We start from the raw sequence: 20,574 nt of genomic DNA on the forward strand, positions 1-20,574 counted from the left end.
TCCCGTATATTCTCCAACTAACCGGGACGGCTATCCCGGATTCTACCCCTCCTCGGACGAAAGGCTTCGCCATGCGCACCGTCACACTCGGCGGCACCGGTATGAAGGTGCCGGCACTCGGTCTGGGCTGCATGGGGCTGAGCGAGTTCCTCGGCCCGACCGACCGCGACCGCTCCCTGGCCACCCTGCGAAGGGCGGCCGAGCTCGGCGTGACCCTGCTGGACACGTCCGACTACTACGGCGTCGACTTCGCCAACGAGCGCCTGATCGGCGACTTCCTGGCCGGGAACGGGCGCGACGGCGTCACCGTGGCCACCAAGTTCGCCGCGATCCGCAGGCCCGGAACCGGAGAGCTGGTGGGCGTGCGCAGCGATCCGGAGTACGTCCGCGACGCCTGCGAGGCCAGCCTGCGCCGGCTGGGCGTCGACCACCTCGACCTGTACTACCTGCACCACCCCGACGGTACGACCCCGATCGAGGACACCGTCGGGGCGATGGCGGAGCTGGTGGCCGCGGGCAAGGTCCGGTACCTCGGCCTGTCCAACGTGACCGCCGGGCAGCTGCGGGCCGGGCACGCGGTCCACCCGATCACCGCGGTGCAGAACGAGTGGTCGCTGTTCACCCGCGAGGACGAGGACTCGGTGGTGCCGGTCTGCGCCGCCCTCGGCATCGGCTTCGTCGCCTACTCGCCGCTCGGCCGCGGCTTCCTCACCGGGCGGATCACCTCCGCCGAAGGACTGGCCGAGGACGACATCCGGCGCGGCCTGCCCCGGTTCGCCCCCGCCAACGCCGGGCACAACGCCTCGCTGCTCGCCCCGATCCGGCGCATCGCCGGCGCCCGTGGCGTGACGGCGGCGCAGGTCGCCCTCGCCTGGGTGCTGGCGCGCTCGGAGGCGCACGGCATCACCGTCGTGCCGATCCCCGGCACCCGCGACCCGGACCGGGTGGCGGAGAACGCCGGTGCCCTCGACATCGTGCTGACCGGCGACGAGCTCGCCGACCTCGAACCCCTCGCGGCCCAGGTCAAGGGCGACCGCATGCCCCCGCCCCCCGACCTGGGCTGAACACGCGACCACCCGCGTGCGGCCGTCGGCCACAGCGTGACGGGCGACGGCCGCAAGCGGTTGATACTCGTTTGCAGTGGGCGATCAACCCGGTTGAAAGCGGTGCCTCACAGACTGTGGGCACAGCAGCCGGAAAGGAACCCCCTCCCATGACGACGACCCGCTCCCTCACAGGACTCGCTCTCGCCGCCGCCCTCGTCGCGATCGCCCCGGCGACCGCACAGGCGGCCACCGCTCCGGCCGCTGTTCCGGCCACCGCTCCAGCCGCCGCGGACCCCGCGGCCGGGCAGAGCGCCACCCAGGGCACCATCCGGTGGGGCACCTACTACGCCCCCGGCCACAGGGCCAGGACGCACGGCTCCCTGACGGTCTCGGGCGAGGACCACGCGGTCCTCCCGGTCGCCGCGAACAGCAGGATTACCGGCAAGGTCTACGACCTGACCCGCAGCGCCTCCTCCTGCGGCTGGGCGGTCTTCCGCCTCACCTACCGCACCGCCGACGGCAAGAACCTGCCGTTCAAGCACCGCAGCGTCATCGACTGCTCCTACGGCACCCCGAAGGCGTTCACCTTCACCCAGCACGACCTCTACCAGGTCCAGCTGAAGGTCTGCTCGGAGCCGAAGGCCTCCAAGCCCTCGCTGAACTGCCTGTACGCGGGCACCTGGAAGGTCCTCTACACCTCGAAGTGAACCGCGGCCGGTGGGCCCCACCCCGGGGGCGGGCCCACCGGAACGGGGCTCTCCGGCCGGCGCCCGGGTCCCGTACGGGCGCGGGCGTCACGGCCGGTCTCCCGCGCCCGGCTACGCCTTCCCGGCGGTGCGCAGCAGTTCGGTGCCCAGCGCGTCGAGCCAGCAGGCGGTGCCCTGCTCGCGCCAGGCGGGCTCCTCCCGGCCGTCGAGGAACGTCGCCTGCTCGGTGAGCAGCAGCCGGGTGCCGCCCTCGGCCGGGCCGAACTCCACGGTGGTGAGCGAGACGGTCGACAGGTCCTCCCCGGCGTGCAGGGTGGAGGCGTAGACGATCCGCTCGTCCGGGACGATGTCGTGGTAGACCGAGGCGAACGTCAGGACGTGTCCCTCCTCGTGACGCCCGCGGTTGACCTCCCGGCCTCCGATGTGGAAGTCGAGCTCGTACTCGGTGGCGGAGGCGGCGAACCAGCCGGCCTTGGCGCCGGGGTCGGCCCAGGCGGCGAACACGCGCGCCAGCGGGACCGGGAAGAGGCGCTCGACGCCGAACGTGGCATGGGTGACGGAACGACCGGTCATGACGTGCTCCTTTGCTCGGGTGTGGCGGGGGGTGCGGTCAGCTGGTCGCCGAGCCGGTCGAGGCGCTTCTCCCAGGGCGTGCGCTGACGCACGATCCAGTCCTCGGCCGCCCTCAGCACCTCCGGCTCGATGTGGCAGGTGCGGACCCGGCCGGCCTTCTCCGACCGGACCAGGCCGCACGCCTCCAGCACCTGAAGGTGCTGCATGACCGCCGGCAGGGACATGGGCAGGGGGTGGGCGAGATCGCTCACCGAGGCGGGCCCGCGGACCAGCCGCTCGACCATGGCCCGCCGGGTCGCGTCCGCCAGCGCCTGGAAGACCCGGTCCAGCGACGCCCCATTGTTAGGCATGTACTTAACTATGAGGCTAACCACCCGAATGGTCAAGTAATCGCTTAACCATTCACGGGCGCGGAGGGCCGGGGACGACCCTCCTCACGCGACCGGGACCGAGGGCGGGGCCGACCTCGTACGCCCCAGGTGCCGGGCCAGGGCCAGGCCGGAGAACAGGGCCGCCAGCGCGCACACCCCCGGCCAGCCGGCGTGCCCGTAGGCACCCGCCCCCAGCCACGACCCCGCGGCACCACCGGCGTAGGCGCACGTCATGTACGCGGTGTTGAGCCTGCTGCGCGCCTCGGGACGCAGGCCGTAGACGCGGACCTGGTTGGCCACCATCCCGGACTGCATGGCCACGTCCAGCAGCAGGGTCCCCAGCACCAGCCCCGCCAGGCCCGCCGCCCCGCCGAGACCACCGGCCGCCAGCACGAGCGCCGAGACGACCGCCCCCGCGAGGCAGACGAGGTTGACCGCGTCGGGCCCCCGGCGATCCACCTGGCGCCCGGCGAACGGCGTGCACAGCATCGTGCCCGCGTTGACCAGGGCGAGCGCCCCGGCCGCCGAGGCTCCCAGGCCGTACACCGGACCGCTCAGCAGCAGCGCGACCGCCGTCCAGACCGCCGAGAAGGCCCCGAAGACCGCGGCCTGGTACAGGCAGGAGCGGCGCAGCTCCGGCTCGGCGCGCAGCAGGCGCAGTGACTCGGCCACCAGCGCCGGGTACCGCTGCGCCGACGGCGGGACCGTCTCCGGCAGCACCCGCGCCAGCAGGAACGCCATGCCCAGGACCAGGCCCGCGGACACCAGGTACGGTGCGCGCCATCCCAGCCACTCCCCCAGGACCCCGCCGAGCGCGCGCGAGAGCAGCATGCCGCCGATCGACCCGCTCAGCAGTGTGCCGGTGACCATCCCGCGCCGGTCCGCGTCCACCAGACCGGCCGCCATCGGGCCGATGATCGGCGCGACGACGGTCGTGAGGCCGACCGCCACGCTCACCGCGAGCAGTACCCCCAGCGTGGGCGCCGTGCCCGCGGCCAGCAGGCCCGCCCCGGTCAGGACCAGCAGGGTGACGATCAACCGGCGGTGCGGGAGCCGGTCGCCGAGCGGCACCAGCAGGAAGATCCCGGCGGCGTACCCGGCCTGTGTCGCGGTCACCACCTGTGCCGCGGCCTGGGCGGTGACGTCCAGGCCGGAGGCCAGGGAGGGGACGACCGCCTGGGGGAAGTAGACGTTGCCGACCGCCACCCCGCAGGTGAGGGCCAGCAGGAAGATCACCGGCAAGGTCCCGCCCCCCGGCCCGCCGGCGACGCGAGGGACCCGGCCGCGAAGGAGAAGGGCGTCCCGTGACCCGCGGGTGAGGACCGTGCCGCGCGCGTGACGATCGTCGCACGCCGTTCAGAAGCCGTGTGTTCCATACCGGCAAGTCCACGCCCGCCGGGCCCGGCGGCCAATCGATGTAGCGTGGAGCTTAATGATCAGTTTCGAGCTCGGCGTCGAGGACCTCGCGGACACGCGGTTCGCCCTGTCCTGCCTGAACGAGACGGTGTACAGCCTGCGGGTGCTGCGCGACCCCGGTCTGCACGCGCTGCACCTGCCCTGGCGCGGGTCCGTTCTGCACCGCCTCGACCCGCGTGACGCCGACCGGCTGGTCGCCCTGGTGGGAAGGCGGCTCGCCCTCCCGGACTTCCTCACCCCCCGGCCCACGGCCTTCGCCACCCCCCTGCCCGAGGAGTTGTCCGTGGTACGCGGCACACCCCCGCGGATCGTCCGCCGGGATCTGGAGGCCGCGCTGGTCGAGGGGCCGATCCCCGCCGACGACGCCTCCGCCGCCCGGTTCCGCGACGACACCTGCGACCTGCTGCAGCGCTACTGGGAGCTGGCCGTCGAACCGGTGTGGCCGCGGATGCGGCTGGTGCTGGAGGCCGACATGACCTACCGGGCGCGGCGGCTGGCCCTGGGCGGCGCCCGGCTGCTGTTCGCCGACATGCACCCGAACCTGCGCTGGCACGAGGGGGTGCTGCACATCGACAAGATGATCGGCCGGCACCGGGTGGCCGCGGCCGGGCGGGGACTGCTGCTGATGCCCTCGGTGTTCGCCCACAAGCCCGCGCCGCCGGTCAGCCCCGAGGAGCCGCCCCTGCTGACCTACCCCAGCCGCGCGGTCGCCACCCTGTGGAGCCCGGCCCCGGTCCCGGACGCGACGGCCCTGACCGCGCTGCTCGGCGCGCCGCGCGCGGCGCTGCTCGCCCTGCTGGCGGAACCGGCGCCGACGGTGGAGCTCGCCCGCCGCCTGGGGGTGACCCCCAGTGCCGTCTCCCAGCACCTGCGCGTGCTGTACGCCACCGGCCTGGTCGCCCGGGCCCGCGACGGACGGCACGTCCTGTACCGGCGCACTCCCCTGGGCGACCGGCTCGCCGTCCCGCCCGGCGACCGGCCCGCGACCCCCTGACCGGCACCCGTCCTCCCGGTTCCCGGGAACCGGCGCGCGCCTTAGCCGGTCCCCGGGGACCGGAACCGGTCACCCGCCGAGCCGTGGCACCACAACCGGAGGAGGACGGCAGAGGCGAACCGTGGCGGTGAGTAGTGGTTGATCATTATTGCGGCATATGTCCCTTGGAGTGTTCCCGCAGCGGCTACCTTCGTCGTGATCAACACGGCCGGGACGGCACCGGCGGTCGCGTGGGGCGCGACCGGCCCGCCGGAAGCCGCGCCGCCCGCGCTCCGGGCAGACGCCCGGGACGAGGGACGGCCGGGCGCCCGGCCCGTTCGAATCCGGATCCACACGAGGGGAAACAGGGGGCGCCGACCGCGTCCCCTGTGGACAGGAGCACGAGCGATGAGAACACACAGCGGCCGGCCGGCGCGATCCGGGTGGGCCTCATGGGCGGCCGTCCTGGTCGCGGCCACGATGACGCTCACACCGGTCACCCCGGCGAGCGCGTCCGCGAACGCCGACAGGACCCCGGCGACGAAGAGCACGAAGACCGGGAAGACCGGGAAGGCCGCGGACGTGTGGCGTCCCGCGCCCGGGACGACCTGGCAGTGGCAGATCACCGACGAGGTGACCGCGCCCTTCAAGAACGTCACCATGTACGACATCGACCTGCAGGACGCCGTACCCTCGGCGCGCACCAGGACGATCCCCGGTTTCGGCACCGTCACCTGGCCCAAGGGCGACAACGCCGGGATCGTCGACCGGCTGCACGCCGCCGGGAAGATCGTGATCTGCTACCTGGACACCGGCGCGTACGAGGCCTACCGGCCGGACGCGAGGCTGTTCCCGCGCGCGGTCATCGGCAACAACACCGGCTGGGAGGAGGAGAACTGGCTGGACATCCGTCCCTCCTCGTGGAGCGCCTTCGCGCCGATCATGTGGTCGCGGCTGGACGTGGCCAAGGAGATCGGCTGTGACGGCGTCGAGCCGGACCAGAACAACCCGCTGGGCAACAACCCCGGCTTCCCGATCACGGCGGCGCACCAGAAGGCCTGGTACCTGGAGGTGGCCCGCCAGGCGCACGAGCGCGGCCTGTCGGTCGGCATGAAGAACGGCGTCGAGGTCATCGACGACGACACCGTGGCCGCCTTCGACTGGGCACTGAACGAGGAGTGCTACTACTACGAGGAGTGCGACACGACCACGCCGTTCATCGAGGCGGGCAAGGCCGTCTTCCAGACCGAGTACGTCGACGTCTGGAAGAGCGAGGGCGTGAACACCCCGGCGAAGGTGGCGGCGCGGGTCTGCCCCTCCGCGCGCGCCGACCGCTTCTCGACGATCGTCAAGAACGAGGTGCCGGACGCGCTGTTCCTGGCCTGCTGAACCCGGCCCGCCACCGCGCCCGCCACCGTGCCCGGCGGTGGCGGGCGAGCCGGTGAAAGGACGCGGTCGCACGGTCAGGCGCGGCGGTCCTCCATCTCCCACAGGTGGTCGGCGACGTGCCAGGCGATGCGGCGGGCTGCGTAGCGGACGGGCCAGCCGCCGGGGACCGGCGGGCCTCCGTCGGAGGGCCGGGACAGCACCTCGGCGAGATCGGCGCGCATCGCCACCAGGGCCGAGGGCTCACGGATGGGCTTGTGGCGGACACCGATCTTGCGAGCGTAGGCGCGCTCGGCGTTGACGACGTGGGCGGCCATCTTGTCGCGGTCCCTGCCACCGCCGCGCGGGCCCTTGCGCAACTCCTCCGGCGAGGTGGCGGTGGCCTCGCCGAAGAGTTCCCAGGCAGCCCCGAGCAGCGCGACGGTCCGGCCCGCCTCGGTCTCGTCCACCGGCGCGGCGTCGAGCGAGGGAATCGCCTCGATGGCCCCGAAGTCCGTGGTGGTGCCGCCCTCGGCCCGCTCCACCACCACCGGGTCCCCCGGTTCGAAGGTCAGCCCCGCCCGCTCCGCGACCACCCGGTAGCGCGGCGCGTACGTCATCAGCGCCTCGAGCGCCTCCTCCTCGGACCGTCCGATCCGGCACCATCCCGGCCACTCCGCCGAGCAGGCGAAAACCCTCTTCGGGCCGATCTCCAGGTAAACACGCGTCATGGGCGACAGCATGGCACCCGTACCTGACAGCTCACGGCAGGTACGGACCCGGGAGCACCCGGGAATCACTCCACCGGGCGGCCCTGCCACTGCTCAGGTCCTCGGCCCTTCACCTCCCCCTTGCGGCGTGGCCGGTCCACCCGGTGTGGCGGTGATCTGGGTGACGAGGAGGTCGAGCCGCTCGGTGTGGCCGTTCGGGGGGATGCGGCCGCTGTCCGACAGGGCGACCATGCCGTGCAGCGCGCTCCAGGTGACCTCGGCGAACAGCTCGCGTCGCGGGTCGTCCGGGTCGAAGCAGCTGACGAACTCGTTGAAGGCGGTACGCAGCGGGGGCGGCGTCTCGGCGTGCCCGAACTTCACATCGGTCGGCAGGACGAACATGGCCTGGTAGAGGGCGGGCTGCTCGGCCGCGAACTCCAGGTAGGCGCCGCAGACGGCGTGCAGTGCCCGAGACGGCTCGGGGGTGGCCGGCCGGGCACGGCGCAGACGGTCCGCGAGTTCACCGAAGCCCTCGATGGCGACGGCGCGCAGGATGGCGTCCTTCCCGTCGAAGTGGCTGTAGAGCACGGGCTGGCTGTACTCGACGCGTTCGGCCAGCCTTCGCGTCGTGACCGCCTCCCAGCCCTCGGCCTCGGCCAGTTCGCGGGCGGCCGTGATGATCAGCTGATGACGTTGGGCGCGTTCGCGTTCGCGGCGTTTGGTGGTGACGGACATGACAGCATTATAGCAACGATAGACATCATGTCCATGATAGGAATATCCTCGCTTCAATAACTAGCGCCGCTAGAAAACGGCGTTCCTGTCGAGGGAGATCTCATGCTCAGCACCATCGCCACCGCGCTCGCCGGACTGATCGGCGCGGGCGTCATCGTCATGGGCGCCCGCGCCTTGTGGGCACCGCAGGCCGCGGCCGGCTTCGGCATCCCCGGCACGCCGACCGAGGACCGGACCTTCCGCGCCTGGCTGGCCGTCAAGGCCGTGCGCGACATCGCCGCAGGGCTTCTCATCCTCGTCGTGCCGGCCGGCGGGACGACCCACCTGCTGGGCTGGGTCGTGCTGGCCGCCAGCTTCATACCCGTCGGCGACGCGGTGATCGTGCTGCGCAGCGGCGGGCCCAAGGCGACCGCCTACGGCGTCCACGCCGCCACCGCGGCGGTGATGCTGGTGATCAGCGCGCTCCTGCTCCTCGCGTGACCACTCGTCGAACCGCCTCGGCCGTCCGTCGCGGCCCGTCCGCACGTATCCGCTGTGCCCGCGGGGTTCCCCGGACCCAACACGTGTATATACACTCTTCTGGTGGAACCAGCAGAGTCCTCATGTGTGTGCACCTCGCTGCGGATGGTCACCAGGTCGGTCAACCGGTTGTACGACCACGCGCTCTCCGAGGTCGGGATACGGGTGACCGGCTACAGCATCCTGTCCCGCCTGGCGGAGGAGGGGCCGTTGCCCATCAGCCGGCTGGCCGGCCGGCTGGCGATGGAGCGCACCACCTGCACCCGCGAGGTGGCGCCTCTCCTGGACGCCGGGCTGGTCGAAACGACCACGGGCTCTGATCGGCGTGTCCGGATCCTTCGATTGACCGAGTCCGGAGCACGGAAACGCGCAGAGGCGTATCCGCTGTGGGAAGGGGTGCAAAGAAGGCTCGCCGACGACTTCGGTGACACCGACATCACCGCCCTGCTCGAGCGGCTGCGTCGGTTGCAGGCCAGCAGCAACCGCCTGTCCCAGCCCTGATCCGCCGCCCCGCCGTCCGGTGACATCGGATGACATCGGATGACATCGGATGACATCGGATGACATCGGAACGGTGCCGCCGCGAACCACCGCGCACCGGCCGGGTCGACCGTCCGGTGTGCGGGAGGAAACAGGTCCGTCGACCCATCGGAAGGAATCCACGACCATGACACGCAACGCGATCACCACCGACGAGCTCCCTGCACCGGTAGGCCCGTTCTCGGTGGCCGTGTACGGTGACAACCTCCTGTTCGTCAGCGGGCAGGTGGCCCAGGACCCGGCCACGGGCAAGCTGATCGACGGCGACACCGGCCGGCAGACCGAGCAGATCCTGGCCAACCTCACGGTCGCATTGGCAGCTGCCGGCAAGAACCTCGGGGACGTGGTCCGCGTCGGCGTCTATCTGACGGACATGGCCGGCTTCGCCGCGATGAACGACGTGTACGGCAGGCACTTCACCGCCCCCTATCCCGCCCGCACCACCATCGGCGTCGCGGCTCTGCCCCTCGGTGCCGCGGTCGAGATCGACGTGGTGGTGGCCTGAAGCATGGCTTACGACTTCGCCCTGGTGGACGTGTTCAGCGATCGGCCGTTCGGCGGAAATCAGCTGGCGGTGTTCCCGGACGCCGAGGGCATCGGCGAGCAGACCATGCAGCAACTGGCGCGGGAGTTCAACTTCTCCGAAACCACCTTCGTTCTGCCGCCTCGCGACCCCACCCGCAGCTTCCGGATCAGAATCTTCACGCCGAACCAGGAACTGCCGTTCGCCGGCCATCCGACCGTCGGCACGGCCGCCGTTCTGGCCGGCTCCGGGCCGTCCCGGCAGACGTTCGTCTTCGAGGAAGGTGTCGGCCCGGTCACCGTCACCGTCGAAGGCGGGCTGATCCGGCTGCATCTGCAGGACCCGGTGTACGAGAGCACCGACGAAGCGCCACCGGCCACGGCCGTGGCCAGGGCCCTCACATTGCCCGAGGACGCCATCGTCGACAGCTGGTACGCCGGCATCGGTCTGAGGTTCTGTTTCATCCGGCTGGCCGGCCCGGAGCTGGTCGACCAGGCCCGGCTCGACCGGGCGGCGTGGGAAGCCGGGATCGCCGAACGCTGGTCACCCCACCTGTACGTCTTCGCCGGCGACCTCCGCGACGGCGCCCACGTGTACTCCCGCTTCTTCGCGCCGGCGGTGGGTGTCCACGAGGATCCCGCCACCGGCTCGGCAGCCGCCTCCCTGGTCGCCGGCCTCGCCCGGCGGTCGCCCGGCCGGCACGGAACCTACCGCCTGCGGATCAGCCAGGGCGTGGCCATGGGCCGCCCCAGCACCCTGCAGGGCACCGCGCACAAGGAGAACGGCCTGCTGACGCAGGTCGTCGTCGGGGGAAACGCCGTCGTCGTCGGCAGCGGCACCATGGACCTCCCGGCGGAAGCGGTGCGCCGTCCGACGCCCTGACCGGTTACGGCAGATCAGCCCGTTCAGTCCGTCGCTTCGCGGACGTCCTTCCCCTGCTCGGCGAACGCCTTGAAGTCCTGCATGTGCCGGTGCGACTGCCTGCGGAAGGCGCCGGGCATCACAAGTCCCACCAGCTTCATCACAAGGCCGCCGAACCGGTACTCGTTCTCGCTCTCCCAGAGCGTCGTTTCCGGGCCGGCTTCGGTCAGCCGGTCGTGCACGGCGCTCCACATGCCCTCACCGACGACCTCGCGGGCGAAGTGAACGACGCTCGTTCCCGGGATCTCGCGCAGGTCCGCCGGTTCCCGGCGTGTGATGGTCTCGGTGTACTCGAACGTTTGCCGGCCCGTCCGCATCACGACCCGCGACGTGGTGCCGAGCCGCCCGTGCTCCCCGTTCAGCGGCTCGTGCAGCACCAGGCCCCGCAGCCATTTCGGCAGGTGCGCCGGGTCGGCGAGCAGCCGGACCGCCTTCTCCCGCGGCAGGGCGATCTCGATGGACACGGTGTACTTCATGGGCGCGTCATTCTCTTCCTCCTGGATGTGGGACGACGTGCTTTCGTCGTGCTCCTCGTGCTCCTCGGCCGGGGGCCGGTCGGCCCGCCGCAGCGGGAACCTCAGGCCGGGCCGGGTGCGTAGAACGTGGTGGTGGCCTCGACCGCGGCCGCGACGTGCTCCGGTTCGCCACCGGCGGCCAGGTGAGCCCGGCCCCAGGCCGCGGCGCTGCGCCGGATGAACTCGCGTCCTTCGGGCGACGTCTCGAACTCCTCGTGGCCGGCGATCTCACCGTCGGCCAGGAACCGGGCCAGGGTGAGCAGGGCCAGGTCCCAGCCGACGCCACCGGCGCCCGGGCCGTAGGTGGGGAAGGAGGGCTCCTCGACGAACGCCGCGTGGATCAGTTCGAGCTCCGTGTCGCCGGCGGGACCCGGGACCAGGCGCACCTCCATCTCGCTCGTGCCGGGCCAGGCGTCGGCGTCCGGCCCGTAGAGCCAGGACACCTTGAGCAGACGCGGCGGCTCGCACCGCAGGATGTCGCCGTGCTCACCACCGTCCAACTCGAACTTCCCGCCGGGCCGAAGGTCCCCGGTGACCGGCTTCAACCAGCGGCGCAGCCGCTCGGGGTCGGTGATGGCATCCCAGACGTCGTCGATCTCCGCGTCGTATCGACGCCGCAGCTCCACGGTGTACGCCTCGCCGGCGGGCACCGTGCCGCTGCCCATCGTCCGGCGCACGGCGGCCAGCTCGTCCAGTACGTCTTTCATGTCATGCCTCCGTCGGTGGTGGATCGATTCCGCCCGTATCGGTGCCGGACCCGGCCTGCCGGGCGGGTTCCCCACCGGCCCGGGGCAGACGTGCGCGTCTGCCCCGGGTCAGCTCGGTCCCCAGGGCGTCGAGGCGTTGTTCCCAGGACCGGCGAAACCGGTCCAGCCACGCGTCGATCTCGCTCAGCGGCGCGAGCTCGACGGCGTAGAACCGCCGGGCGCCCTCGGCCCGCACCGACGCGAACCCGCTGTCACGCAGCACGCGCAGATGCTGGGAGACGGCCGGCTGGGAGATGGCGAACTCGGCCCGGATGACGTCCGTGATCGCCCCGGAGGTCTGCTCGCCGTCGGCGAGCAGCTCCAGGATGCGCCGGCGCACGGGGTCGCCGAGGATGTCGAACGCGTGCACGGCGACAATAATACCGGTTTACACTTATATAAGTCAATACTAATATCTCGGCACCGCATCGGCGGCACCGCACAGGTCGGCCTGCGGAACGCCCGACCAGCTCCCGGAGCAGAGGGTGCGCGGTCCTGGCCCTGACCGACCTCGGCGACGACGAGACCCACCCCGAACGGGAAACCCGATTGCCGGGCCCCGCCGGCCTGGGTCCGCGCCCCCTCTCCCCCGCCGTCGGGCTACTCGTCGTCGACCGCGTCCTTCCCGCGCAGCTCGGAGAGGTTGAAGGAGCAGCGGCCCAGGACGTTGACGTGATGGCCGACGAACGGCGAGAGGCGGGCGACGTCCTCGTCCCGTACGTCGAAGCCGTCCGCCCTGAGCTCGGTGATCGCGGCGTCCATGGAGCGGGTGGTGAAGGGGGACGGCCGTCGCCGTGTGGGTCGAGCTCACCGGAGGCGGTGGCGCACGGCCCGGGCGGCGCCGAGCTGGGCGGACGCGGCCCGCGCCAGGCACGAGTGACAGATGATGCGCATTCTGTCTCGTGTCTGGTGGATGGCGGAGGGCGTGCTCTGGCGGCGCGCCCCGGGTCTCCGCGTATCAGGCCACGGCTCGCTCCGATCGGCTCGGAATCTCACACCCGGGGCTGAAATTCTGCCGCCGGCCGCGGACACGTAGCAATTGAAAGCCCGCAGCGTTCGAAAGGCCTGACGAGGATGACGCGTGAGTGAACGAGACGACCGGTCCCGGTTCGAGGCGGTGTACCGGCGAACCTATGAACAGATCCTCGGATATGCCGTGCGGCGGTGTTCCTCGCCCGAGGACGCCGCCGATGTCGTGGCCGAGACCTATGTGATCGCCTGGCGGCGGATGACCGATCTCCCTGACGGTGAGGCCGGCAAGCTGTGGCTGTACGGCGTGGCCCGTCGGGTCCTGGCCAACCACCGCCGTAGCGAGCGGCGCAGGCTCACCCGGCACACCGAACTCACCGGCGAGGTCGAACACCTCTACACCACTCCCTCCCACCACGGTGAGCAGGACGGCGTGGATGAAGCCATGGGCATGCTCTCCGACAGCGATCGTGAACTGCTGGCCCTGACTCTGTGGGAGGGGCTCGACCCCGGCGAGATCGCCACAGTGCTGGACTGCTCGCGCAACGCCGCCCGTATCCGCCTGCACCGGGCCCGGAAACGCTTCGCCAAGGCCCTGGAGAAGACCCGCCCGTCGGCCGCTCGTTTCGCGTCACGGCCGCTCATCGAAAGGGAGTCACGGTGAACAACGACCAGATCTTCAAGGACCGGGCGAGGGTGCTGGATGAGGACCTGGCCGGCCGGGCGTCCACCGCGGGGGCGGACGCGCTGCTGGCCGAGATTGTCGCGCTGGAGCGCGTCCCGGCCCGGCGGCGGCTCCTCCCCTCTCGCAGGAAGATGGCCGGCCGCGCTCTGCTCGGCCTGGCCGCGGCGGCCGCGGTAGCGGTCATCGGCCCTGCGATGCAGTCTGACAGCACGATCTCCGTGGCACCTCAGCCCAGCACGTCGGCATCCGCGGCGGCCGAACCGACCGCCCGGCAAATCCTGCTCGCCGCTGCCGTCGCCGTGGAGAAGGCCCCCGCGAGCGGCGACTACTGGCGCACCGCGATCGTCGCCCGGTGGATGCTGACCGACCCCACCCGCAGCTATGTGCTCGAGGGCAGGCGGTCCCTTGAGACGTGGCTGGCGAAGCGGCCGGATCTGCAGTACTGGCGCATCCGGCAGGATCTCGGCGTCAAGCCCGCGACCCCGCAGGACGAGGCGGCCTGGCGGGCCGCGGGGGCGCCCACCAGCTGGCGGTACCCCAAGGACATGAAGACGGATCAGCTGTTCTCCGTCCCGTTCAAGCCACTGCGGGCGGCGGCAGGTGAGCGAACCGCCGAACGGCTTCACGGCACGTGGAAGGGCTCGGCCGGCGACCTGGCGGGGGACTCGATGACCTGGAAGGAAGTGCGCGCGATCCCGGGCGAGCCCGGCAAGCTCCGGAGCTACCTGGAAGAGCGCATCGGCCGGCTGGAGCCGGCCGGATCCGGGATGGACGTGGAGGAGGCGAGGGCACACATCCTTCTGCGAGAGTGTGTGGGCCTCATCAGTGGGCTGCCGGCCTCGCCCGAGGTTCGGGCATCCGCGTACCGGATCCTTGCGTCTCTGCCCGGCATACGGGCCGAGGGGGAGATGACCGATCCGCTGGGACGGCGCGGGCAGACGCTCGGCTATCAGGAGGAGACAGAGCCGGGCCTGTTCACCCGGGTTCAGCTCGTGGTCGATCCCAGTACCGGCCTGCTTCTTGCCGAGGTGAGGACGAACACCACCGAGCTCGCGAACGGGCGGCAGGCGGAGCTGCGTCTCTCCACCTCGTTCCAGGCGATCGGCTGGACCGACGACCGCCCGGAACTCCCCACGCATCGGAACTGAGCCGCTCACCGATCCGCGCGCGAGACCCGGCACAGGGGCCCGGCGGCGCACCGTCTTCTTGGTGATCACCACCGTCAGGCGGGGGTTCGTCGGGCACGACGACGTGCTGCCGGATCGGCTCCTGGCGCGGCTGTGGCCGTGGTGAAGAACGCCGTGCGCGGGCCACCACGGCCTTCTTCACGGGATGAAGCGGCTGAACAGGGCGATGCAGGTGTTGGAGACGTACCGGCAGGCGATGCCGCCGTATCCGCCGTACCGGATCGACGTTTCGGTCGGCAGGTTGTTCTCCCAGGTGTCGATCTGCGAGCCGCCGGCCGCGACCGTCTTCCCGCGCCGCGAAGGTCGCCTCTCAGCCAGGGTCGGCCCGCAGTTCCGCGGTGACCGCGCGTTCCCGCAGGAGCGCCGCCTCGGCGCGCAACGCCTCCATCTGCTCGCGCAGATCCGACAGGCGCATCTGCTCCATGGCCAGACGCATCCGCGCCTCGTCGCGCTCGGCCTGCGCCTCGGCCGCCGTGGCCGCGGCGCGCTCCTGGGCCTGGGCGACCTTCTCCAAGGCCCGCTCCTCGGCCTTGGCCAGGCGGCGCGCGGTCCGTTTCTCCACCTCGGCCACGTGCTTTTCCAACCGCTCGGCCCGGGTACGCGCTTCGGCGGCCTCGGCCACGGCCTGGGCGCGTCCCTCGGCGTCGGCGTCGGCGCGCGCCAGCGCGCGGTCGCGTTCGGCCTCGGCCGCCTGGGCGCGCGCCGACGCGGCGGCGACCGCCTGCTCGGCCTGCCGCACCGCCTTGGCGGCGGTGGCGGCCTCGTGCAGTGCGCGGTCGCGTTCGGCCAGCGCCTGCCGGGCCTGCTCCTGCTCGGCCAGCACCTGCTCCCTGGCCCGGCCGGCCTCGCCCTCGGCCGCCTCCACCCGCTCGGCCATCTCCCGCAGCGCCGCGTCCCTGGCCGCCTCGGCCCGCTGCGCCCTGCGGGTGGCCTCCTGCTCGGCCTGCCTGGCCCGGCGCTCGGTGCTGGCGGCCTCGTGCAGCGCGGCCAGGGCCTGCTGCCTGGCGGTCTCGGCGTCGGCCAACGCGGTGTCGCGCTCGGCGTCGGCCTCCCGTACCCGCGCCGCCATCGCGTCACGCTCGCGCCGGGCGTGCTCGGAGGCCTCCCGCGCCAGCCGTACCTGCTCGAAGGCCTGCTCGCGCTCGGTACGCGCGATCGCCACCCGGGTGTGGGCCTCGGCCTGCACCGCGCTCACCTTGGCCTCCACCCCGGCCGGGCTCAGCTCCTGGGAGAGCACCTGCGCCAGCGGCTCTATCGCCGCGATCATGCCCTTCTCCATGCGTTCGTAGAACTCCTCGGCCCTGGCCAGCGCCCCCTCCAGGCCCGGGGTCGCCCGCCGCATCTCGCGTTCCCGCTTGGCCACCGCCTGGCAGTCCCCCTGCGCGCAGTAGGCGCGCGGTCTCCCCCGCCCCTGCCGCTGCTCGATCGGCGTCCCGCAGTGCTGACACGGCGTCATCGTCCCCTGCTCCGGCATGCTCCCAGCGTAGCAGGACTGATTTTCTGGAAATTAGAAATCAATAAACGAGATCTGTTGCGTCTGACCCTGCTGGAAGTAACTACCGGGAATGTAAATTCCCGCAAGTTGCTCCCGCGTAGTCCTGCGAGCGCTCCGGCTGCTGTCCCGTCTCATTCAATCTGAGGCATCGGAAGCCTCTGACCTGCGGTGCCTCAGATTGAATGAGACAGGACAGTGAGAGTCGTCATGGGATGTCAGTGGTGCCTTCGTCGGCTGTCCCGTCTCACTCAATCTGAGGCAGTCTCACTCAACCTGAGGTATTCGGCGTTTTGTCTCACCTATCTGAGGCATGATCATCATGGGCTCAACCGTACCGTTGGCCTCGCACGACAAGCCAAAAGCCCAGCTCAGAGGGGTCCCAGGCAACGATGGCAACCAGATGAGGGGCCAAACCGAGGCGAGACTTCGGTGAAGGCACTTCCCGAAGATCCGTTAGGTCTCGTAGATGGCTCTGCAGCCGGACAAAAGTAGCGTCCTCCTGCATCGAGCCGAGACTCGTCTCATCCAATCTGAGGTATCTGGTGTTTTGTCTCAACCTACCTGAGGCATGATCGCTTACGGTAGCCGTGCCGTGTGCAGCATCGCCCCACTTCAGGAGGGGTTTTCTTGGCAGGTGGACGGCCCGCGAAGGGCCAGGCTGGGGTTGCGGCTTCTCTGTGGCCGTTCCTGCGGTGGCCCTCTCCGCCCTCCGTATTGGCCTGAGCGTCTCATTCGATCTGAGGCATCTGGTGTTTTGTCTCACCTATCTGAGGCATGATCGTCATTTTTGCTTCGCCGTGAGCAGCCTGTGTAGAGGCATCAGCGCTGCTCAGAGCGTTGTCACTGGGTTGGTCTGTGCTGGTGTCGTGTGTTTTGGGGGTGGGTTTACAGTCCGACGTTACGCATGGCGTTGTCGCGCCAGCGGTCGACGGCACGGATGTAGCGCAGGACGACTGGGGAGGCAGGGGCCCAGCGGCCGTGCTTGGCGATGACGGAGACGGGGACGCCTGCGGCATAGGCGACGGTGGCGCCGCCGGCCCGCAGGCTGTGGGCGGTAAAGGTTTCCGCGCCAGGGACGGCGGCGCGGATGGCGAGGTCGCGGACAATGACGTTGACGGCGTCGGCGCCCAGGCGGGGGCCGAGGTTGCCGTGGCGGTCGATGCGGCGCAGCAGCCGACCAGAGGTCTGTCCCGCCTCGGTGAGCACGGCGGTCCAATCGCTCCAGACGGCGACGGGGTCGGTCAGGGGATGGCTGCCGCGCGGGATGGCGATGGTCTCCCCACGGCTGTCTTTGTCGGTTTTGGAAGTGCGAATGGTGACCTCCAGGCCATCACTGACTTCTAAGATGTCATCGCAGGTCAGGGCGACTAATTCGGAGCGGCGACCCATCAGGGCCAGACCCAGCACCAGCAGGAGTCGGTCGCGGATGCCGATGCGAGTGTTCAGGTCACAGGCGCTGATCATGGCGCGCAGGGTGTCGATGCTCACGGGTGGGGCTTCGCGCTGGCCGCGGGCGCCGGCTTCGGCGCGGGCACGTTTATAGGCGCGCAGCGCTAAGCGGGCGGCGTCGGTAGTGGGTTGGTTGGTGTGGCCGGCCAGGCGGTGCATGGTGCGCACACAGGCGATAGCTTGCTCAATGCTGGCTGGAGCTCGATTGGCCGCGCACAGCGTTTCAACGTATTCAGCCAGGGTGTGGCTGGTGGCGGGCAAATCAACGCGGCCGTGCTCGGCGCACCATGCGAAGAAAGCGGTCCATTGGCGTTCATACGCGCGTCGGGTATTGGCAGGGACGCCGTCAGCGATGCGCGCTCGGGTGGCATTGCTGAGAGCGTAGTCCGCCGCCGTATGCTCGCCGACGGTTGGGATCTCCTGAAAAGCAAGGGGGTGATTCTCTGCTTGAATGATGTGACCGTTACGGATTACCGCCGTTACATCGTTTCCTTGGACGTGAGATCTGCAGCTTTGCTGTCCTGAGAGATTTTCTGCTGCATGTGATGAATCAGCGATTGGTCGTCTCCTTGGGCGGGAGGAGCATCAGCATTGTTCATTGGTGTTAATTTTCGCTCTGACCTGTAGGGTTCCGGGGAGTCGGTGAACGCGACGGGCTGGGCAGTTGAGGCATCTGCGCATAGAGGTGCCTTCAAGCGGTTAGGTGCGAGGCTTTTTGAGTGTCCAGAGGGTCTGAACGCTGGAGGCGTTCGGGGATTCTCTAGTCGAGAAGACTTGGGCCGCGTTCTATCATTACCTGATCGTAGATCCAGTCGGCGAGTGGTTCATAGCGTTCGCGATAAACACCAAGAGGCCATTGATAATGCGGGGCAACAGTGCGGCGAACTTCTTCGATGAAGCGGTGTGGGTAGGAAAGGTTTTCAAAAGCCAAGGCTTGCCAATAGGGTGAGGCCAGAAGTCGGGTTAGAGCAATGATCTCCGGGTATGCCGCAGCGTAGAATGTTGGATCGTCCCGCTTGATCCTCCAGTCCGTACCATGAAATATATCCAGTCTGCGCTCGAATCCCCCATCATGGGAATACTCATCAATCCATTGATGACAGATATTTTTTGCTTTCAAGTAAGCACTATCCACGCGTTTCCTGCCATGGCGGCGAAGGAGACGGCGATGCCGTTTAGCGGCTTGCAGAATGTCGGGCTGGTGGGTGAGGTCAGGCTGAAAGGAGCGGAAGGCGAGGGTGCCGGGGCCGATCCAGCGGCGGTGCCGGAAGCAGACTACGATCTCGTGGTGTCGCCAGCACCACACTGTTTCCTGGTGTCCACGGGCCAGTGTGCAGAACCGGCAGGCTATTGCACTGTTGGTTCCGGGTGGGAGGCCATCGGTGATGACCCTGTGGGATGGGTCTACCTGAGACCACAGGGCTGGAATGGCGTGACACAGCGTGCGGGGCGGTAGGCCGCTGAGTGCTGCGAGCCGGTTGAGGGGAACCGGCACCGTCTTGCGGTGGTCGTTGGTGAGGTAGTTGCGCAGCGCTTGGGCGTCAAGCCGGTTGGCTGCGGCAAGCCGCTGCAGGTAAGAGTCGAGAGTCTCATCAGGGTAGGGAATGATTCTCCGCGGCAGTGGATGCGGCAGCGATAGGGATCGCGGTGACCGGCTGTACTCAGGAGCAGGCATTGGCTGGACCGTATCCGGGATGCTCGCGCTCAGTACCACAGTCGATACGGTTTGTCACAATCTGCCGCCTTCGTCACAGTTCAACCGGAAAATAGATGATCATCCATTTTGGGTCTTACCCCTGCTTCGCTGTTCTGACCCGCGATAAGTGATGTTATCGCGGGTCAGAGAGAGTCACCGCAGCGCCTCTATTTTGTTTCGTTAAGTACGAAACTTTTATCGTTGCAGAACGATACGTTGTTAGTCTCGTCGGGTGATCGATGACCCTTCTGGCACGTCCAAGCACCTCGTGAACCTCGACATGAGCAGCGACACCCCTGCCACAGGGCAGATGTGCGCCCGCTCTGGGTGTGTCAACCGGCTGGAGCCTTCCAATCGCAGTGGTCGCCGCATTGGTCGCCCGGCCCTGTATTGCGGGGATGCCTGCCGCGCCGCCGCGCACCGCGCTCGCACCGCCGCGCACACCCCGCTGGTCACCGAAGCACTACGGCGAGCCGGTGCGTTAAACGGTGAACTGCTGAGCGCAGGCGAGCAGTGGACGGCGCAGCTGACCGCCTTCACCGAAGCACTGACCGCGGCCACCACTGGTGCGCTCACCCAGATCGATGCCGCCGAGCAGGCCGCCGAAGAGGCCCGGGCCGCCGCCGCGACCGCCGAACAGCGCGCCGCTGAATACATCACCGCCGCCGAACGGCGTGCCGCCACCGCCCAAGACAAGGCCGAGGCTGCGATCGCTGCAGCCGAGAAGGCCATCCAGCAGGCCGCCGCAGCGCAGCAGCGTGCTGAAGAGTCCGAACGGACGGCTTGGCGCACGGCCGGTGAGCATGAATCCGAACGCACTCGCGCCCGGCAGGACGCCGAAGCAGCCGCTGAGCGCGTCATCACCGCTGAGCGCATGGTCCGGCGGACCACCTCTGAGCGTGACGCCTTGCAGGGCGTTCTGGACGCCGAACGCCGACAAGCCGCCGCCGCGGCCGCCGAATACGACCGGCAGATCATCACATTGGAATCCGCGCTGGCCGACCAGGCCACCACCCTTGATCAGGTGCGTACCGACCTGATAGCCGTTGGTGGCCGCGCCGAGCGCGCTGAGGCCGTCCGTGATCAGATGCACCAGGAAGTCGAGACGGCTCGTGCCGAGGCCAGCCGGGTCCGCGAGGAACTCGCCGCCCAAGCTCAGGCTCTGCAACAGATCCGTGATCAACGCGACGAGGCCCGTACCGCCGCCGCAGTGGCCACCGCCCAGCTGGAAACCCTGCAGCAGGCGTTGGAGCAGGCCAGTCACCGCGCCACGACCGCCGAACAACGCGAGGCTACCGCCCAGCAGACAATCAGCCAGCTCCTCGCCGGCCAGGCCAGCGAAGCCCATCCACCACAGCAGAGCCAGACAGCGACCGCACCTTAGGGGGTAGGCCACATCCCCCAACACGACTACCGCAACGGCGCGATCACGT

24 protein-coding genes and 1 pseudogene are annotated in these 20,574 nt (G+C 69.7%); 12 read left to right on the plus strand and 13 right to left on the minus strand.

Features of this window, described 5'->3' with window-relative positions; all coding sequences use genetic code 11:
- Window positions 1-71: 71 nt before the first annotated feature.
- Both ABD832_RS01640 and ABD832_RS01645 read left to right on the plus strand, forming a co-directional pair.
- Window positions 72-1,064: an aldo/keto reductase gene (locus ABD832_RS01640; RefSeq protein WP_344887199.1), complete on the plus strand. Its 993-nt coding sequence runs from the start codon at window positions 72-74 to the stop codon at window positions 1,062-1,064.
- A 149-nt stretch (window positions 1,065-1,213) separates the two neighbouring features.
- Window positions 1,214-1,753 (plus strand): hypothetical protein, encoded by a 540-nt coding sequence (locus ABD832_RS01645; protein WP_344887201.1) that lies wholly within the window; start codon window positions 1,214-1,216, stop codon window positions 1,751-1,753.
- Between the two features lie 111 nt (window positions 1,754-1,864).
- On the opposite strand, the gene ABD832_RS01650 is transcribed toward ABD832_RS01645, so the two are convergent.
- The 3 genes from ABD832_RS01650 to ABD832_RS01660 all read right to left on the minus strand — a co-directional run bounded on the left by ABD832_RS01650 (window position 1,865) and on the right by ABD832_RS01660 (window position 3,933).
- Window positions 1,865-2,326 carry an SRPBCC family protein gene (locus ABD832_RS01650; protein WP_344887203.1) on the minus strand — a complete coding sequence of 154 codons (462 nt, stop codon included), beginning with the start codon at window positions 2,324-2,326 and terminating at the stop codon, window positions 1,865-1,867.
- Window positions 2,323-2,676, minus strand: coding sequence for an ArsR/SmtB family transcription factor (locus ABD832_RS01655; RefSeq protein ID WP_344887205.1), 354 nt, complete (start codon window positions 2,674-2,676; stop codon window positions 2,323-2,325). The genes ABD832_RS01650 and ABD832_RS01655 overlap by 4 nt, the downstream gene beginning before the upstream one ends.
- Window positions 2,677-2,760: 84 nt before the next feature.
- The gene (locus tag ABD832_RS01660) at window positions 2,761-3,933 is read right to left on the minus strand and encodes an MFS transporter (protein WP_344887555.1); all 1,173 of its coding nucleotides are present in this window, start codon (window positions 3,931-3,933) and stop codon (window positions 2,761-2,763) included.
- A 196-nt stretch (window positions 3,934-4,129) separates the two neighbouring features.
- Between ABD832_RS01660 and ABD832_RS01665 the strand changes: the two genes are divergently transcribed.
- A complete protein-coding gene (locus ABD832_RS01665; protein WP_344887207.1) occupies window positions 4,130-5,107 on the plus strand; it encodes an ArsR/SmtB family transcription factor in 978 nt (325 codons plus the stop codon).
- 387 nt (window positions 5,108-5,494) lie between these two features.
- On the plus strand, window positions 5,495-6,475 hold the full coding sequence (locus ABD832_RS01670) for an endo alpha-1,4 polygalactosaminidase (protein ID WP_344887209.1): 981 nt from the start codon (window positions 5,495-5,497) through the stop codon (window positions 6,473-6,475).
- Window positions 6,476-6,549: 74 nt separating this feature from the next.
- On the opposite strand, the gene ABD832_RS01675 is transcribed toward ABD832_RS01670, so the two are convergent.
- Window positions 6,550-7,182, minus strand: a complete 633-nt coding sequence (locus ABD832_RS01675) for a hypothetical protein (protein WP_344887211.1) — start codon at window positions 7,180-7,182, stop codon at window positions 6,550-6,552.
- A 93-nt stretch (window positions 7,183-7,275) separates the two neighbouring features.
- Window positions 7,276-7,896, minus strand: coding sequence for a TetR/AcrR family transcriptional regulator (locus ABD832_RS01680; RefSeq protein WP_344887213.1), 621 nt, complete (start codon window positions 7,894-7,896; stop codon window positions 7,276-7,278).
- Between the two features lie 102 nt (window positions 7,897-7,998).
- Between ABD832_RS01680 and ABD832_RS01685 the strand changes: the two genes are divergently transcribed.
- The 4 genes from ABD832_RS01685 to ABD832_RS01700 all read left to right on the plus strand — a co-directional run bounded on the left by ABD832_RS01685 (window position 7,999) and on the right by ABD832_RS01700 (window position 10,360).
- Window positions 7,999-8,376: a DUF4267 domain-containing protein gene (locus ABD832_RS01685; protein ID WP_344887215.1), complete on the plus strand. Its 378-nt coding sequence runs from the start codon at window positions 7,999-8,001 to the stop codon at window positions 8,374-8,376.
- A 102-nt stretch (window positions 8,377-8,478) separates the two neighbouring features.
- On the plus strand, window positions 8,479-8,916 hold the full coding sequence (locus ABD832_RS01690; RefSeq protein ID WP_344887217.1) for a MarR family winged helix-turn-helix transcriptional regulator: 438 nt from the start codon (window positions 8,479-8,481) through the stop codon (window positions 8,914-8,916).
- Between the two features lie 166 nt (window positions 8,917-9,082).
- A complete protein-coding gene (locus ABD832_RS01695) occupies window positions 9,083-9,460 on the plus strand; it encodes a RidA family protein (RefSeq protein WP_344887219.1) in 378 nt (125 codons plus the stop codon).
- 3 nt (window positions 9,461-9,463) lie between these two features.
- A complete protein-coding gene (locus ABD832_RS01700) occupies window positions 9,464-10,360 on the plus strand; it encodes a PhzF family phenazine biosynthesis protein (RefSeq protein ID WP_344887221.1) in 897 nt (298 codons plus the stop codon).
- 23 nt (window positions 10,361-10,383) lie between these two features.
- On the opposite strand, the gene ABD832_RS01705 is transcribed toward ABD832_RS01700, so the two are convergent.
- The 4 genes from ABD832_RS01705 to ABD832_RS01720 all read right to left on the minus strand — a co-directional run bounded on the left by ABD832_RS01705 (window position 10,384) and on the right by ABD832_RS01720 (window position 12,422).
- The gene (locus tag ABD832_RS01705; RefSeq protein ID WP_344887223.1) at window positions 10,384-10,875 is read right to left on the minus strand and encodes an SRPBCC family protein; all 492 of its coding nucleotides are present in this window, start codon (window positions 10,873-10,875) and stop codon (window positions 10,384-10,386) included.
- A gap of 101 nt (window positions 10,876-10,976) precedes the next feature.
- On the minus strand, window positions 10,977-11,621 hold the full coding sequence (locus tag ABD832_RS01710; protein WP_344887225.1) for an SRPBCC family protein: 645 nt from the start codon (window positions 11,619-11,621) through the stop codon (window positions 10,977-10,979).
- A gap of 1 nt (window position 11,622) precedes the next feature.
- Window positions 11,623-12,030: an ArsR/SmtB family transcription factor gene (locus ABD832_RS01715; RefSeq protein ID WP_344887227.1), complete on the minus strand. Its 408-nt coding sequence runs from the start codon at window positions 12,028-12,030 to the stop codon at window positions 11,623-11,625.
- Window positions 12,031-12,260: 230 nt separating this feature from the next.
- Window positions 12,261-12,422, minus strand: a complete 162-nt coding sequence (locus tag ABD832_RS01720) for a Tn3 family transposase (RefSeq protein ID WP_344887229.1) — start codon at window positions 12,420-12,422, stop codon at window positions 12,261-12,263.
- A 319-nt stretch (window positions 12,423-12,741) separates the two neighbouring features.
- On the opposite strand from ABD832_RS01720, the gene ABD832_RS01725 reads away from it, so the two are divergent.
- Together ABD832_RS01725 and ABD832_RS01730 are read left to right on the plus strand one after the other, a co-directional pair.
- Complete coding sequence (locus ABD832_RS01725; RefSeq protein WP_344887231.1) at window positions 12,742-13,293, plus strand: RNA polymerase sigma factor; 552 nt, start codon at window positions 12,742-12,744, stop codon at window positions 13,291-13,293.
- Window positions 13,290-14,462: a CU044_5270 family protein gene (locus ABD832_RS01730; RefSeq protein ID WP_344887233.1), complete on the plus strand. Its 1,173-nt coding sequence runs from the start codon at window positions 13,290-13,292 to the stop codon at window positions 14,460-14,462. The genes ABD832_RS01725 and ABD832_RS01730 overlap by 4 nt, the downstream gene beginning before the upstream one ends.
- Window positions 14,463-14,642: 180 nt before the next feature.
- Here ABD832_RS01730 and ABD832_RS42005 read toward each other — a convergent pair.
- The 3 genes and pseudogenes from ABD832_RS42005 to ABD832_RS01745 form a co-directional block, all read right to left on the minus strand.
- A pseudogene (locus tag ABD832_RS42005) lies at window positions 14,643-14,792 on the minus strand (Tn3 family transposase); the annotation flags it as partial.
- A 19-nt stretch (window positions 14,793-14,811) separates the two neighbouring features.
- Complete coding sequence (locus ABD832_RS01740) at window positions 14,812-15,975, minus strand: coiled-coil domain-containing protein (protein ID WP_344887234.1); 1,164 nt, start codon at window positions 15,973-15,975, stop codon at window positions 14,812-14,814.
- Window positions 15,976-16,881: 906 nt separating this feature from the next.
- Window positions 16,882-17,604: a tyrosine-type recombinase/integrase gene (locus ABD832_RS01745; protein WP_344887561.1), complete on the minus strand. Its 723-nt coding sequence runs from the start codon at window positions 17,602-17,604 to the stop codon at window positions 16,882-16,884.
- A 21-nt stretch (window positions 17,605-17,625) separates the two neighbouring features.
- On the opposite strand from ABD832_RS01745, the gene ABD832_RS01750 reads away from it, so the two are divergent.
- Window positions 17,626-17,970 (plus strand): hypothetical protein, encoded by a 345-nt coding sequence (locus tag ABD832_RS01750; RefSeq protein WP_344887236.1) that lies wholly within the window; start codon window positions 17,626-17,628, stop codon window positions 17,968-17,970.
- 235 nt (window positions 17,971-18,205) lie between these two features.
- Here the strand turns inward: ABD832_RS01750 and ABD832_RS01755 are convergent, their stop codons facing one another.
- A complete protein-coding gene (locus ABD832_RS01755) occupies window positions 18,206-19,120 on the minus strand; it encodes a TniQ family protein (RefSeq protein WP_344887238.1) in 915 nt (304 codons plus the stop codon).
- A gap of 253 nt (window positions 19,121-19,373) precedes the next feature.
- Here ABD832_RS01755 and ABD832_RS01760 point away from each other — a divergent pair, with 253 nt between their 5' ends.
- On the plus strand, window positions 19,374-20,525 hold the full coding sequence (locus ABD832_RS01760) for a coiled-coil domain-containing protein (RefSeq protein ID WP_344887240.1): 1,152 nt from the start codon (window positions 19,374-19,376) through the stop codon (window positions 20,523-20,525).
- Window positions 20,526-20,574: the final 49 nt, after the last annotated feature.

The sequence above is a fragment of the Streptosporangium longisporum genome (genome assembly GCF_039534895.1).
GTDB lineage: Bacteria > Actinomycetota > Actinomycetes > Streptosporangiales > Streptosporangiaceae > Streptosporangium > Streptosporangium longisporum.